The following is a 13,188-nucleotide window of genomic DNA, read 5'->3' as shown; positions in this document are numbered from 1 at the left end:
CATCCACCCCAAAACCGTCTCGCATCCCAAGGTAGTCCGGCATCCCGAGACTTGCTCGGCCGCCTCGTCCCTGGTCGCACCCTCTACGAGGACGGATTGGCCGGCACGAGGATCATTTCCATCCGCCCGCCACGGGGGAAGGGGATCATTTTCATCTCCTGCTTAGGTGCGGGGCTCAACATCCGCGACGGATCATAGCGCTGGTCGATCGCGTGGGTCGCATCGATATCCTGATAACGCTGTTGAACGCCGCGCTTTCCCGAGGTCTGGGCAACCGCAGCCGAGGACGCTGTCGCGAGAACGAGCACAACCGCAATTGCTACATTTTTGTACAACATGATTTTCCTTAGTGCATATTTCAGCTACATAAGGATCAACGGACGGCCAATTATGCCTAATCCTAAGTCACCCAGCCCAGTCCGTGAACAGGGTGCGGTGTCACACGGGCCAAGAGGAAATGACCGACATCGCGTTCCGAGGGGTGGATTAACCGCCTCACGGGGTCCGGGCGTGATTCTTTCGACGTGGAATGACGTAGACGACTGGCAGACTAACGGCCAATGGTCCGATCGATCGATGCTCTATTTCGAATATCGATCTCGACACGATCAATAGAGATCGGCGTCATCTTGCATTAACGATCATGCCCCGTGAGTCCAAGGGATGAAAGGACGTCTGCGGAAACGTCCCCCTCAGGTCGGGGCCGCCGGCCGTCATGGCCCGAGGCGGCGGCCGGCGCCGTCTCGAAGGCGGGGTGGGCTTCATCCGCGCCCACAACGGGGGCATCGGAGGTCGGGTCAGCGAAACGAAGGGCAGAGGACGCTCCACCTCCGCGAAACGTTATCCCCGACGCAGGGTCTCGAGCACCTTTCCGCCCGGCCGTCCGGTCTGCGGCATGCCGAGTTCACGCTCGATGGCCTTGATCGCGTCGCGGGTCTTGGCGCCGACCTTGCCGTCCGGCTCGCCGACGTCGTAGCCCCGAGCCGCAAGCCGGGTCTGAAGGTCACGACGCTCGGCACGCGACAGGGGCGGATCGTCGGTGGGCCATTCCGCCTGGACGCCGGAGCGACCGCGCAGGCGGTCGGACAGCACCGCGATGGCCAGTCCGTAGGATTCGGCGGCGTTGTAGGAATAGAGCGCGTCGAAATTCCGGGTCACCAGGAAGGCCGGACCGTTGATGCCGGCCGGGAGCAGGATGCCAGCGGGACCGTCGCCGGAGAGAGGGCGCCCGTCGATCCGGGTGACGCCCAGGGAGGCCCAATGCGCTACGGCGTGCTTGTTCTTGCGGCCGGCGGCCCCGGCATTGAAGCCCTTCGGCACCCGAACCTCGTAGCCCCAGGGCTGGCCGTTCGACCATTTGGCCACGCGCAGGAAGTTGGCGGTGGAGGCCACCGCGTCGGGCACCGAATCGACGAGATCGCGGCGCCCGTCGCCGTCGCCGTCGACGGCGAGGCGCTGGTAGGTGGTGGGCATGAACTGGGTCTGGCCGAAGGCGCCGGCCCATGATCCCGTGAGGCGGGACGGGTCGATGTCGCCGCGCTCGATGATCTTGAGGGTCGCCATCAGCTCGCCCTTGAAGAAGCCGGCGCGGCGGTGGTTCGAGCAGATCAGGGTGGCGAAGGACTGAACCAGCGGCATCTTGCCGAGATTCTTGCCGAAGTTCGATTCCACGCCCCAGACGGCGGCGATGGTGTAGCGGTCGACGCCGTAGCGGGCCTCGGCATTGGCGAGGGCCTGGGCGTGCTGCTTCATCGCCGCCTTGCCGTCATCCACCCGCTCCTCGTCGACGAGGGCGGCCATGTAGTCCCAGATCGGCGTCTTGAACTCGGGCTGCGCCTGGGAGAGTTCGATGACCTTGTCGTCGAAGGCGATGCCGTCCGTCGCCGCGCGGAAGGTCTGGGCCGAGATCCCCTGCGCGGCCGCCTCGCTCTGGAGCGAAGCGAGGCAGGAGCGGAAATCGGCCTTGGCCGGAACGGACGCTGCCGCACTCGCGAGGCAGAGGAGGGCGGTCAGCTTCGCGCGCGACGTCATGGGCGGTCTCCCGGCGGTTTTCGGCGTTTCCCCACCTTTAAGGCGCGCGCATGGTAAACGAACCGTGATGAAGCCGGGGCTCAGGCAAATCCGCGCGCGGCGAGCTTTTCCTCATAGGCGTCGATCTTCGGTGCGCGCTTGAGGGTCAGGCCGATCTCGTCGAGTCCGTTGAGCAGGCTCTCCTTGCGCCCGGGATCGATGTCGAAATGCAGGGTGCCGCCATCCGGCCCCCTGATCGTCTGGCTCTCCAGATCGATCGTCAGGGTCGCGTTGGCGCCGCGCTCGGCATCGTCGAACAGCTTCTCCAGATCCTCGGCCGAGACGATGATGGCGAGGATGCCGTTCTTGGCGCAGTTGTTGAAGAAGATGTCGGCAAAGCTCGTGGAGATGATGCAGCGGATGCCGAAATCGGCCAGGGCCCAGGGCGCGTGCTCCCGCGACGAGCCGCAGCCGAAATTGTCACCCGCCACCAGCACCTTCGCGGTGCGATAGGCCGGTTGGTTGAGGACGAAATCCGGGTTCTCGGAGCCGTCGTCGTTGTAGCGCATCTCCGAGAACAGGCCCTTGCCGAGCCCGGTGCGCTTGATCGTCTTCAGATACTGCTTCGGGATGATCCGGTCGGTATCGACATTGGTGATGCGCATCGGCGCGGCAACGCCGGTGAGGGTGGTGAACTTTTCCATGATGCTTCGCCGTTCGTCCGTTCGCCGGTTGCTCGCGCGTCTCGCCTCTCCCTGATGGGGAGGGAGAGGGCCGTTGCGCCCCTCGATGCACGTCATCACCGGGATGTCGTCTTTCCCCGCTTCATATCAGCAGCGTCGGCGTGCCGAAAGCAGGGCGCTTCATCTCGCAGGCGTCACGCAACCCGCGTATGCTCCTCGGCGACGAAGACCGGGATGACGCGATGAACGACACCACCAACCAGTTCAAGAAGGCGCCCAAGCGCAAAAAGGAAAAGGCCCGGAGCGTTTCCGTGTCACCGGAAATGCGCCAGGCCTATGCCGATCTGATCAAGGAGCGCGAAGAGCGCGAGGCCTATGCCCAGCACTTGCCCGCCGAGGGCGGCAAGCGCTGAGCGGAATCCTCGACCTCAGGGCTTCAGGGGACCGGCCTCGATCACGTCTTCCAGCGTGCGGAGCCCGGCGCGGGGAGCGTTGACGAGACAGGCCATGTTGCCGGGCGGGTGCTGGTTCTTCCACATCTTGGTGTGCGCCTGGGGGATCTTGTCCCACGGGAACACCTCGCTCATGCAGGGGTCGATGCGCTGGTCCAGAACGAACTGGTTGGCGGCCGAGGCCTGCTTCAGGTGGGCGAAGTGTGACCCCTGAATGCGCTTCTGGCGCATCCAGACGTAGCGGGCATCGAAGGTGATGTTGAAGCCGGTGGTGCCGGCGCAGAACACCACCATGCCGCCGCGCTTCACCACGAGGGCGGAGACCGGGAAGGTCGCCTCGCCGGGATGCTCGAAGACGATATCGACGTCGTTGCCCTTGCCGGTGATGTCCCAGATTGCCTTGCCGAACTTGCGGGCTTCCTTGGTCCAGGCATGGAATTCCGGCGAGTTCACCTTGGGCAGCTGGCCCCAGCAATCGAAGTTCTTGCGGTTGATGACGCCCTTGGCACCGAGGCTCATCACGTAGTCGCGCTTCGACTCGTCGGAGATCACCGCGATGGCGTTCGCACCGGAGGCGGCGCAGAGCTGGACGCCGAACACGCCGAGGCCGCCGCTCGCGCCCCAGATCAGCACGTTCTGGCCCGGCTTCACCGTGTGGGGAGCGTGGCCGAACAGCATGCGGTAGGCGGTGGCGAGGGTCAGCGTGTAGCAGGCGCCTTCCTCCCAGGTCAGGTGCTGCGGCCGCTTCATCAGCTGGCGCGACTGCACGCGGCAGAACTGCGCGAAGGAGCCGTCCGGGGTCTCGTAACCCCAGATCCGCTGCGAGGGCGAGAACATCGGGTCGCCGCCGTTGCACTCCTCGTCGTCGCCGTCGTCGCGGTTACAGTGGACGATGACCTCGTCGCCGACCTTCCAGCGCTTCACCTTGGCGCCCACCGCCCAGACGATGCCCGAGGCGTCCGAACCGGCGATGTGGTAGTCGGCCTTGTGCACGTCGAAGGGGGAGATCGGCTCGCCGAGCCCGGCCCACACGCCATTGTAGTTGATGCCGGCGGCCATGACGTAGACCAGCACCTCGTCGTCGCCGATTTCCCAGGTTGGCACCACCTCGACCTGCATCGACTCTTCCGGCGGCCCGTGCCGCTCGCGCCGGATCGCCCAGGCATACATCTTCGCCGGAACATGACCGAGGGGCGGGATTTCGCCCAACTCGTAAAGATCCTTGCCCTCGGTGGTATTCAAGGCCGCACTCGCCGACATCTTGGCTCTCCCAGTTCTTCTTCTGAGCGACCCTATATCGACGAACCTGAACTGCTCCAAGGCCCCCTAAATGGCCATGACCCGTCCCTGCACGCCTGCATGGGAGCTGCCAGTCGGGTCGATAAGTGTATTCATTATTAGATCGCTTCGGAGGCATGCCGAGTAGGCCGTAATCCGCATCGAAATCAATGATTTGCTACGACTTCACCTCTGTCGCGTCGCATGGCGGTCTCTAATTCGCTTGATCCTCACGTCTAGAATTTTTCGAAACATTCTGGGCCATGAGCCGAGAAGTCGGACCTTCGGCCAGATGACGTATGCCCGAGGCTTGGATAGGGTGCTGCGCAATAAGCGCGATATGGCGCGACCTTGGAATCGAGTGGAGTCAGTGGAATGAGCGCGAGTGCGACCGTCGCCGAGGTCAAGCGCGACAAGCCCTGGATCATCCGGACTTATGCCGGCCATTCCAACGCCAAGGAATCGAACGCTCTCTACCGGGGCAACCTCGCCAAGGGCCAGACCGGCCTGTCGGTGGCCTTCGATCTGCCGACCCAGACCGGCTACGACCCCGACCACGAACTGGCGCGCGGCGAGGTCGGCAAGGTCGGCGTGTCGATCGCGCATCTCGGCGACATGCGGGCACTGTTCGACCAGATCCCGCTCTCGCAGATGAACACCTCAATGACGATCAACGCCACGGCGCCGTGGCTGTTGTCGCTCTATCTCGCAGTGGCCGAAGAGCAGGGCGTGCCGTTCTCCGGGCTCCAGGGCACGACGCAGAACGACATCATCAAGGAATACCTGTCGCGCGGTACCTACGTGTTCCCGCCGGCGCCGTCGCTTCGCCTGACCAAGGACGTGATCCTGTTCACGACCAAGGAAGTGCCGAAGTGGAACCCGATGAACGTGTGTTCCTACCACCTGCAGGAGGCCGGAGCGACGCCGGTCCAGGAACTCTCCTACGCACTCGCCATCGCCATCGCGGTGCTCGACACGGTGCGCGACGACCCCGATTTCGACGAGGCGAGCTTCGCCGACGTGTTCAGCCGGATCTCGTTCTTCGTGAATGCCGGCATGCGGTTCGTCACCGAGATCTGCAAGATGCGGGCGTTCTCCGAGCTCTGGGACGAGATCGCCCAGGAGCGCTACGGCATCACCGACCCCAAGAAGCGCATCTTTCGCTATGGCGTTCAGGTCAACAGCCTCGGCCTGACCGAGCAGCAGCCGGAGAACAACGTCCACCGCATCCTGATCGAGATGCTGGCCGTCACCCTGTCGAAGCGGGCGCGCGCCCGCGCCGTGCAGCTCCCCGCCTGGAACGAGGCTCTGGGCCTGCCGCGCCCCTGGGACCAGCAATGGTCCATGCGCATGCAGCAGATCCTCGCCTTCGAGACCGACCTCCTCGAATACGACGACATCTTCGACGGCTCGAAGGTCATCGACGCCAAGGTCGAGTCCCTCAAGGAAGAGACCCGCGCGGCGCTCAAGGAGATCGGCGGCATCGGCGGCGCGGTGGCGGCGGTCGAGACAGGGGCGCTCAAGCGCGCCCTCGTGGAATCCAACGCCAAGCGGATCTCCGCCATCGAGGCGGGCGATCAGGTGGTGGTCGGCGTCAACAAGTTCCAGGCCGGTGAGCCCTCGCCGCTCACGGCCGGGGAGGGTGCCATCTTCACGGTCTCCGAGACGGTGGAGATGGAAGCCGAGCAGCGCATCCGCGACTGGCGTGCGAAGCGCGACGGCAAGGCCGTGGAGAAGGCCCTCGACGAACTCGAAGCCGCCGCGCGCTCGGGCGCCAACATCATGCCGGTCTCGATCGCGGCGGCGAAGGCCGGCGTCACCACCGGCGAGTGGGGCACACGCCTGCGCCAGGTCTTCGGCGAGTATCGCGCGCCCACCGGCGTCAGCCTCGACACGATCTCCTCGGGGGCGGCCGAGGACGCCAAGCTCCTCATCGCCGATCTCGGCGAGCGCCTGGGGCAGACCCCGAAACTCGTCGTCGGCAAGCCCGGCCTCGACGGCCACTCCAACGGCGCCGAGCAGATCGCGCTCCGCGCCCGCGACGTCGGGTTCGACGTGACCTATGACGGCATCCGCCAGACCCCGGCGGAGATCGTGGCAAAGGCCAAGGAAACCGGGGCCCACGTGGTCGGCCTGTCGATCCTGTCCGGCAGTCACGTACCCCTGGTGCGCGACGTGAAGGCGAAGATGCGGGAAGCGGGCCTCGACCACGTCCCCCTCGTCGTCGGCGGCATCATCTCGCCGGAGGACGAACTCGTGCTCAAGAACATGGGCGTCACGGCGGTCTACACGCCGAAGGACTACATCCTCGACACGATCATGGTCGGCATCGCCAAGGTTGTGGGCCGCGCCCTCGACAAACGTGCCGCGGAGAAGGCGGACGCGGCCGCTGGAATCGGCGGGTCCTCGGTAAGGGGTGGTGGCGAGACGGTGTTCTAGAGCGCTCTACGCCGAAGTGGATGCCGGTTCGGCGATGAAGAGCGCGGCACAACAAAGGTTTGGAGATGCGTCCCGACCCAACGTGGTCGGGCGCAGCTCTAGCGCAGCACACCCCTCTGCTGACTATCTGATTCGCCCGTCTGCTTTTCCGGGCGATCCGCGTCCCTCTCCCCCCTCGTGAGGAGAGGTTAGGAGGGTGGCTCCGCCCCAGCCTCCACAGCGGGAGGGGCGCACAGCCCGCGAGACGCGTGAATCCGGTAGCTTTTGCGGGGAAAGGTGCCTGCGAAGCGGGCGGGAGAGACGCCGTTGCCAGAGCAAGGCACTCTTCTCTCCCGCGGTGAGGCGCGGTACGGCGTCCGCTCGACGCCCTCGACATCAGCGGAACCCGACACGATGCCCTTCGCGCCGCTCGTCGCCGTCCCTCTGGCTGCCGGCCTCAGCGCAATCCTGATCGTCCTTCTGAAACCCCTCCTCCAGCGATACGCCCTCGCTCGGCCGATCGCCCGGTCGAGCCACAGCATCCCGACGCCCCAGGGTGCGGGCATCGCCATCGTGCTGGCCATCCTCGCCGCAAGCGGGCTCCTGGTATCGCTGACACCGCCGATGCCGGACGCGATGGAGGCGCTCGTCCTCGCTCACGCGACCCTGATCCTCGCCGTGGTCGGCGCCGTGGACGACATCCGGCCGCTGCCAGCCTCCCTCCGGCTCGGTCTTCAGACGCTCGTCGTCGCCGGTCTCGTCCTGTCCGTGGACGGCCGGCTGTTCCCGGACGTCCCGCTCGCCGCTGAACGGGCTTTCGCCGTGCTGGCCGGGGTGTGGTTCGTGAACCTGACGAACTTCATGGACGGGCTCGACTGGTTGACGGTCTCCGCCATGGTACCGGTGGCCGGCGCGCTCATGCTCCTCGGGCTCGCCGGCGGATTGCCGCCTCTGCCGACCCTCGTCGCCGCATCCCTGCTCGGTGCGCTGATCGGTTTCGCGCCGTTCAACCGCCCGGTGGCGCGCCTGTTCCTCGGCGATGTCGGCTCGCTGCCCATCGGCCTTCTCGTGGCCTGGCTTCTGTACCGGTTGAGCCTCCAGGGCGGACTGGCGGCCGCCATACTCCTTCCGCTCTATTACCTCGCCGATGCCACGCTGACGCTGCTGCGCCGTGCCGCCAAGGGCGAGCCCGTCTGGCAGGCGCATCGCAGCCATTTCTACCAGCGCGCCACCGCGAACGGCTTCTCGGTGATGGAGGTCGTCACCCGAATCTTCCTCCTCGACATCGCCTTGGCGGTCCTGGCGGGGGCGACCTTGCTTTGGCCGTCCTGGCCGGTCACGGTCGCCGCGATGGGGGCGGGAACGGCCCTCGTCGCCCTGGTCCTGCGGCAGTTCTCGACGATGCGAAGAGGAAACGCCCCGTGAGCGGAAACGTCATCGCGCTCACCGGTGCCACCGGCTTCATCGGCCGCCACCTGCTGCACTCGCTGTCCGAACAGGGCTACCGGGTCCGCGTGTTGCTGCGGCGCCCGGTGGAGTTGCCGCCAGGTGCCAGCGGGGCCGTGGTCGGGGATTTGAGCCGTCCCATGAACATGGCGGCGGCCCTGTCCGGCGTCGATGCCGTGGTCCATTCCGCCGGCCTCGCCCATGCCATGTCCGGCACGCCGGAGGACGATTACCGCAGCTCGAACATCGACGCGACGCGCCGTCTCGCCGAAGCCGCGGCCAAGGCACGGGTCGGCCGCTTCGTCTTTCTCTCCTCGATCCGGGCGCAGACCGGGATCAGCGCGGCGGGCACCGTCACCGAAGACGATCGGGCCCATCCCACGGATGCCTATGGCCGGTCGAAACTGGCCGCCGAGGAAGCCTTGGCCGACATCGGGATCGACTGGGTCGCCCTGCGCCCGGTCCTCGTCTACGGCGCGGGGGTGAAGGGCAACATGGCCGCGCTCCTGCGGCTCGCGCGCACGCCCTATCCGCTGCCGTTCGCGAGCCTGACGGGGCGCCGGTCCCTGATCTCGGTGGAGAATCTGTCGGCCGCCATCGTCACGGTGCTGCGTCACCAGGGGCGGCTCGGACGTCCCCTCGTCGCAGCCGAACCCGAAGCGCTCAGATTACCCGAGATGATCGCGGCACTGAGGTCCGGCCTCGGACGGCGCGCCGGCCTCGTTCCCTGCCCGCCGAGCCTGTTCGGCCTCGCCTGCCGGGTGACGGGTCGCCGGGAGGTCTTCGAGCGCCTGTCGGGCGACCTCGTGGCGCGTTCCGACGGGCTGTCGGCCCTGGGTTGGTCCCCGCAACTGACGTCATCCCAGGGACTCGCAGCCCTGGCTCGCAGCGAGAATGCCGGCTAGGCCGGCACCGTCGCCGAGGCCGGCTTCGGCTCGGGAACGCATTTCGGCCGGTTGCGGTAATCCGGGATGGCGGTCTCGAACACCCGATCGGCGGCTTCCCTGTCACCGGTCTCCACCGCCCGCTTCAGCGCCGCGATCCAGCCTTCCAGCACGGACCTGTCGGCGAAGACGGGCTTGGCCGCCATGACGCCGTCGATCCCGTCGAGGGCGACACGCGGCTCCTCGCGGGCGAACAGGATCTCGTTTAGGCGTTCTCCCGGTCGCGAACCGGTGAAGACCACCTCGATATCCGCACCGGGCTCGAACCCGGCGAGCCGGATCATGCGCTCGGCGAGGTCGAGGATCCGAACGGGCTGTCCCATCTTCAGCACGTAGACCGCAGCGCGCTGGTCGGATTCCGGGGTGGTCAGGGCAAGGCTGCGTCCCTCGCGGTCGCCATGGGAGGCGGCGGTGAGGACGAGGTCGGCGGCCTCGCGCACGGTCATGAAATAGCGCACCATCTCCGCATCGGTGACGGTGACCGGACCGCCCCGCGCGATCTGCGCCTTGAACACCGGAACCACCGACCCGACGGAGCCCAGCACGTTACCGAACCGCACGGCGATCAGCCGGGTCGGCTTCTCCTGCGGCGCGGCGGCCTGTTCGGCATCGAGGGCCTGCGCCACCATCTCGGCCAGACGCTTGGTGACGCCGAGCTGGGAGACCGGCTCGATGGCCTTGTCGGTGGAGATCATCACCATGGCGCGGGCGCTGGCCGCGACCGTCGCATCCGCCACGTTGATGGAGCCCAGCACGTTGGTCTTGATGCCCTCGGACCAGTCCCGCTCCAGATAGGGCACCTGCTTCAGGGCCGCGGCATGGAACACGTAATCCGGCCGGAAGGCGGCGAACACGCCGTGCAGGCGTTCCCGGTCGCGGATGTCGCACAGAGCGCCGGTCACGTCCGCCGTGGCGATTGCGGGCTGGCTCAGGATGCCGTGCAGGGCCGGCTCGGAATTCTCCACGACCAGGACCGACGCCGCACCGAAGGCGACGGCCCGGGCGACGATCTCGGAACCGATCGAACCGCCGCCGCCGGTGACGATGACCCGCGTTCCCTTGAGGAAGCGCTCCAGACGCGGCCGATCGATGGAGACGGTGGGCCGAAGGAGCAGGTCCTCGATCTCAAGGGGCGCCAGTTCGGCATCGCGCATCCCCTCGCCGAGACTGGTCACCCGCGAGAGCGGGACGCCGAGGCGTCGCGCGCGGGCGATCAGGTCGTCGGGTCCGGCCTCGGGCGTCAGGGCGTTGGGCACGGCCACGAGGCGGCGCACCGGACTTCCCTCGGCAGCGAGAGTCGCGACGACACGTTCGAGGTCCGCAAACCCGCCCAGCACGGGGATTCCGCGCATGATCTGGCCGGTCTCGTTGATGCGTGGCGACAGGATTCCCTTGGGGGACAGCCGCCGCACCGAGCCCGATTCGATGGCGCGGAGGAGGAGCTCGATATCCCGGCCGCGTCCCAGCAGCAGCGTCGGGGTCGTGGCGCCGCGAGCCTGGCTCTGCCGCGACCGAGAGTACTTCAGATAGCGGAAGGCGAGCCTGGTACCGCCCAGCAGGAAGATTTGCAGAACCCAGTACAGGGCGATGGCAATCTTTCCGAAGAAGTAGAAGCCATACATGTCCGCCGAAACGAGCACATAATCGACGACGAGGAGCGTGAAGGCGAGCACGCTCGCCGCCTTGACGATTCCCGCGAGGTCGGGAAGCGAGGCGAAGCGCCACTTGGTCCGGTAGAGCTTGAACCGGCCATAGACCAGTGCGGCGAAGGCGACGAAGGGCGGCAGCAGGATCGGGAGCGCGTGCAAACGCTCGGCGAGCAACTCACCGTTGAACCGAAAAACGAAAGTGAGTGTCACGGCCAGGACGGTCGCCACGCAATCGTGGACCACCATCACCGCCGACTTGTAGATGCGCTGCTGCATGGGCTCCGGGCCGGGCGGGGTATCGGCGACGGAACGCCCCTCTGTCAACGCATCCCGCGAACCTCGATGCCGCCCGTCAGGTCAGGGACCGTACCGCACGCAGGACCGCATCGTCGGTTTCGTCGAGGTCCGGTGCGTCGATGTGCCGGTACCATGCCTGGATCAGGCCGAACACGCCGAAAGCGAGATGCCCCGCCGCGACGATTCCGAGGAGAGCCGCACCGTAGGGCTGCGCTCGAAGGGCAGAGAAGGCGCCTGCGAGGCCCTTCACCTCCGAGGAGGCCTGGTACCACGCGGCGACCATCACGAAGCCGCCGATGATGAGGAACGCGATCCCCCGCGCGGCATAGCCGAACTGGCCCAGCGGCTTCACCCATCGGCAATGGGCGTCGTCGAGGGAGAGCCGGTCGGTGACATCGCCCTTCCCGGCCTTTACCAGAAAGGCCATCCCGCCGCCGATGATGCCGAGGCCGATCAGGCCGACCAGCCACGGGCCGAAGGGTTTTGCCAGGAGCCAAGCGGTCCAGTCCTGCAATCCGCCGCCGCCACCGGCCTTCCGGCCCAGGCCGAGAGCGAGGCTCGCCGCCGTGATGCCGAGGCCGGTCGCCACGACGCCGCTGCCGAAATGCGCCAGCCTGACGACGAGCCCCTTGGCCGAATTGCCGTGGCGGTCGGCGTCGGTGACGGATTCGACGAAGCGCCAGGCCGCAAAGCAGAACAGGCCCAGGGCGATGAGTCCGACGAGGATGGCCCCGAACGGTCCGAGGAAGACCCAGCGGATCGCGCTCTCGCTATCCCCCGCCCGACCGCCCTGACCGAGGGCAGCGAGAAGCGCCAGGCCGCCGACGATGCAATAGACGATGCCTCTGGCGCCGAACCCCATGCGGGCGAGGCGCTCGATCGTATTGCGGCCCAGTCGCTTCACGGGGAGACTTTCACGATGACCTGTGGTGGAGAGGAGCGGACGGGCCGCGCCATCTCCAACGCCGATCGGGCGCGGACCGCTCCGGCATGGTCATCACTTCTTTGCCGGCGCGAGACCGGCGCGTCCTATTCGCCGGCGCGGGCCGCCTTGCCGGCAAGTGCCACGTAGAAGCCGAGGCCGTCACCGGCCGGAAGCGTCTGAAGCCTGTCGACGATGCCCTTCCGCTTCGCGTCGAGCAGCAGCCGCCCGACGGGCTGGAACAGGGTCTCGCCGCCGCCCTCCGGCGGGGGATCGAAGCGGATCGCCACGGTCTTGCCTTTGCCGAAGCGGCTGCGTTCGAGCATGTCGTTCAGGGATGCTTCGGCCGTCGGACGGTTCGTCCCGCGCAGGTCGAGAACGGATTCCGCATCGGTGACTCCCAGAGAGCCGCGCAGCTTGTCGGCGTAGAAATCTTCAAAGTGGGGCAAGGGCAGGACCTGACGCGGCGAGGGCGAGGAGAGGCTCAGAGGGAAAGTCCGGTGTAGAGAGCGCCGACCGGCACGGCGCCACCAAGTTCGGGAAGGACAAGACTGTCGTCGCGATACAGGGCCTCCACCGTCCAGCTCCCCGCCTCGGTCCGACGCCAGGCCTCGACCCTGACCTCGTCCTGCGAAACGATGAGGAAGGTCCGCAGGCTCGGCACCGAGCGGTAGAAATCGGTCTTGCGGCCGCGATCGAGGCTCATCGTGCTGGGGGACAGGACCTCGGCCACGAGCAGGGGGTCGCTGGTATAGCCGTCCGGACCCAGCGGGCCGCAGGTCACCACGATGTCGGGAATCGGCGCGAAATCGTCCACCGCCGCGCTGAGGACACCGAGGCCCGGAAGCGCGTTGCAGCCCCGCCCTTCGGCGAGTTCGTCCAGGCGCCTGCCGAGGTTCATAACGATGCGCTGGTGGCGTGCCGAGGGCGGCGACATCAGCAGGGGGATGCCGTCGATCAGTTCCCAGCGTTCCTCGTCGGGCCGGGGCTCGGCCCAGGGGCGGAACTCGGCGACGGTCATGCGGGTATCGTGGCGCGCGGCGACGGCCATGGCAGGGGCTCCCGATGGGATGCGCGATGGTAGCATCC

At 66.9% G+C, this 13,188-nt stretch carries 12 protein-coding genes; 4 read left to right on the top strand and 8 right to left on the bottom strand.

All coding sequences use genetic code 11. The features are described 5' to 3' along the window. Positions 1 to 83 precede the first annotated feature (83 nt). The 3 genes from MKK51_RS24770 to leuD form a co-directional block, all read right to left on the bottom strand. Complete coding sequence (locus MKK51_RS24770; protein ID WP_243982005.1) at positions 84 to 338, bottom strand: hypothetical protein; 255 nt, start codon at positions 336 to 338, stop codon at positions 84 to 86. A 502-nt stretch (positions 339 to 840) separates the two neighbouring features. After that, positions 841 to 2,031 (bottom strand): lytic murein transglycosylase, encoded by a 1,191-nt coding sequence (locus tag MKK51_RS24765; protein ID WP_243982004.1) that lies wholly within the window; start codon positions 2,029 to 2,031, stop codon positions 841 to 843. An 80-nt stretch (positions 2,032 to 2,111) separates the two neighbouring features. Then, a complete protein-coding gene (gene leuD / locus MKK51_RS24760; protein ID WP_243982003.1) occupies positions 2,112 to 2,714 on the bottom strand; it encodes a 3-isopropylmalate dehydratase small subunit in 603 nt (200 codons plus the stop codon). Positions 2,715 to 2,935: 221 nt separating this feature from the next. Between leuD and MKK51_RS24755 the strand changes: the two genes are divergently transcribed. Further along, entirely contained in the window at positions 2,936 to 3,106 is a 171-nt protein-coding gene (locus MKK51_RS24755; protein WP_243982001.1) for a hypothetical protein, read from the top strand. 15 nt (positions 3,107 to 3,121) lie between these two features. On the opposite strand, the gene ccrA is transcribed toward MKK51_RS24755, so the two are convergent. Beyond that, positions 3,122 to 4,405 carry a crotonyl-CoA carboxylase/reductase gene (gene ccrA / locus MKK51_RS24750; RefSeq protein WP_243981999.1) on the bottom strand — a complete coding sequence of 428 codons (1,284 nt, stop codon included), beginning with the start codon at positions 4,403 to 4,405 and terminating at the stop codon, positions 3,122 to 3,124. A 393-nt stretch (positions 4,406 to 4,798) separates the two neighbouring features. Between ccrA and MKK51_RS24745 the strand changes: the two genes are divergently transcribed. The 3 genes from MKK51_RS24745 (at position 4,799) to MKK51_RS24735 (ending at position 9,192) form a co-directional block, all read left to right on the top strand. Then, complete coding sequence (locus MKK51_RS24745; RefSeq protein ID WP_243981997.1) at positions 4,799 to 6,862, top strand: protein meaA; 2,064 nt, start codon at positions 4,799 to 4,801, stop codon at positions 6,860 to 6,862. Between the two features lie 393 nt (positions 6,863 to 7,255). Further along, a complete protein-coding gene (locus tag MKK51_RS24740; protein WP_243981996.1) occupies positions 7,256 to 8,266 on the top strand; it encodes an MraY family glycosyltransferase in 1,011 nt (336 codons plus the stop codon). Next, positions 8,263 to 9,192: an NAD-dependent epimerase/dehydratase family protein gene (locus tag MKK51_RS24735; RefSeq protein ID WP_243981994.1), complete on the top strand. Its 930-nt coding sequence runs from the start codon at positions 8,263 to 8,265 to the stop codon at positions 9,190 to 9,192. The genes MKK51_RS24740 and MKK51_RS24735 overlap by 4 nt, the downstream gene beginning before the upstream one ends. On the opposite strand, the gene MKK51_RS24730 is transcribed toward MKK51_RS24735, so the two are convergent. The 4 genes from MKK51_RS24730 to MKK51_RS24715 form a co-directional block, all read right to left on the bottom strand. After that, positions 9,189 to 11,156, bottom strand: coding sequence for an SDR family NAD(P)-dependent oxidoreductase (locus MKK51_RS24730; protein WP_243981992.1), 1,968 nt, complete (start codon positions 11,154 to 11,156; stop codon positions 9,189 to 9,191). The two genes, MKK51_RS24735 and MKK51_RS24730, sit on opposite strands and share 4 nt — an antisense overlap. A gap of 76 nt (positions 11,157 to 11,232) precedes the next feature. Beyond that, on the bottom strand, positions 11,233 to 12,039 hold the full coding sequence (locus MKK51_RS24725) for a DUF1206 domain-containing protein (protein ID WP_243982280.1): 807 nt from the start codon (positions 12,037 to 12,039) through the stop codon (positions 11,233 to 11,235). Between the two features lie 167 nt (positions 12,040 to 12,206). Further along, on the bottom strand, positions 12,207 to 12,548 hold the full coding sequence (locus tag MKK51_RS24720) for a hypothetical protein (protein ID WP_243981990.1): 342 nt from the start codon (positions 12,546 to 12,548) through the stop codon (positions 12,207 to 12,209). A gap of 35 nt (positions 12,549 to 12,583) precedes the next feature. Next, on the bottom strand, positions 12,584 to 13,150 hold the full coding sequence (locus MKK51_RS24715; RefSeq protein ID WP_243981988.1) for a Uma2 family endonuclease: 567 nt from the start codon (positions 13,148 to 13,150) through the stop codon (positions 12,584 to 12,586). Positions 13,151 to 13,188 lie beyond the last annotated feature (38 nt).

The sequence above is a fragment of the Methylobacterium sp. E-045 genome, from assembly GCF_022829685.1.
GTDB lineage: Bacteria > Pseudomonadota > Alphaproteobacteria > Rhizobiales > Beijerinckiaceae > Methylobacterium.
Note: the sequence above shows the minus strand (reverse complement) of the source record. Positions and strands in the feature narration are given on the sequence as shown.

Bases quoted from the DNA above. Each gene is read 5' to 3' on its own strand.
- MKK51_RS24770 (WP_243982005.1), bottom strand. From the start codon at position 338: ATGTTGTACAAAAATGTAGCAATTGCGGTTGTGCTCGTTCTCGCGACA.
- MKK51_RS24765 (WP_243982004.1), bottom strand. From the start codon at position 2,031: ATGACGTCGCGCGCGAAGCTGACCGCCCTCCTCTGCCTCGCGAGTGCG.
- leuD (WP_243982003.1), bottom strand. From the start codon at position 2,714: ATGGAAAAGTTCACCACCCTCACCGGCGTTGCCGCGCCGATGCGCATC.
- MKK51_RS24755 (WP_243982001.1), top strand. From the start codon at position 2,936: ATGAACGACACCACCAACCAGTTCAAGAAGGCGCCCAAGCGCAAAAAG.
- ccrA (WP_243981999.1), bottom strand. From the start codon at position 4,405: ATGTCGGCGAGTGCGGCCTTGAATACCACCGAGGGCAAGGATCTTTAC.
- MKK51_RS24745 (WP_243981997.1), top strand. From the start codon at position 4,799: ATGAGCGCGAGTGCGACCGTCGCCGAGGTCAAGCGCGACAAGCCCTGG.
- MKK51_RS24740 (WP_243981996.1), top strand. From the start codon at position 7,256: ATGCCCTTCGCGCCGCTCGTCGCCGTCCCTCTGGCTGCCGGCCTCAGC.
- MKK51_RS24730 (WP_243981992.1), bottom strand. From the start codon at position 11,156: ATGCAGCAGCGCATCTACAAGTCGGCGGTGATGGTGGTCCACGATTGC.
- MKK51_RS24725 (WP_243982280.1), bottom strand. From the start codon at position 12,039: ATGGGGTTCGGCGCCAGAGGCATCGTCTATTGCATCGTCGGCGGCCTG.
- MKK51_RS24715 (WP_243981988.1), bottom strand. From the start codon at position 13,150: ATGGCCGTCGCCGCGCGCCACGATACCCGCATGACCGTCGCCGAGTTC.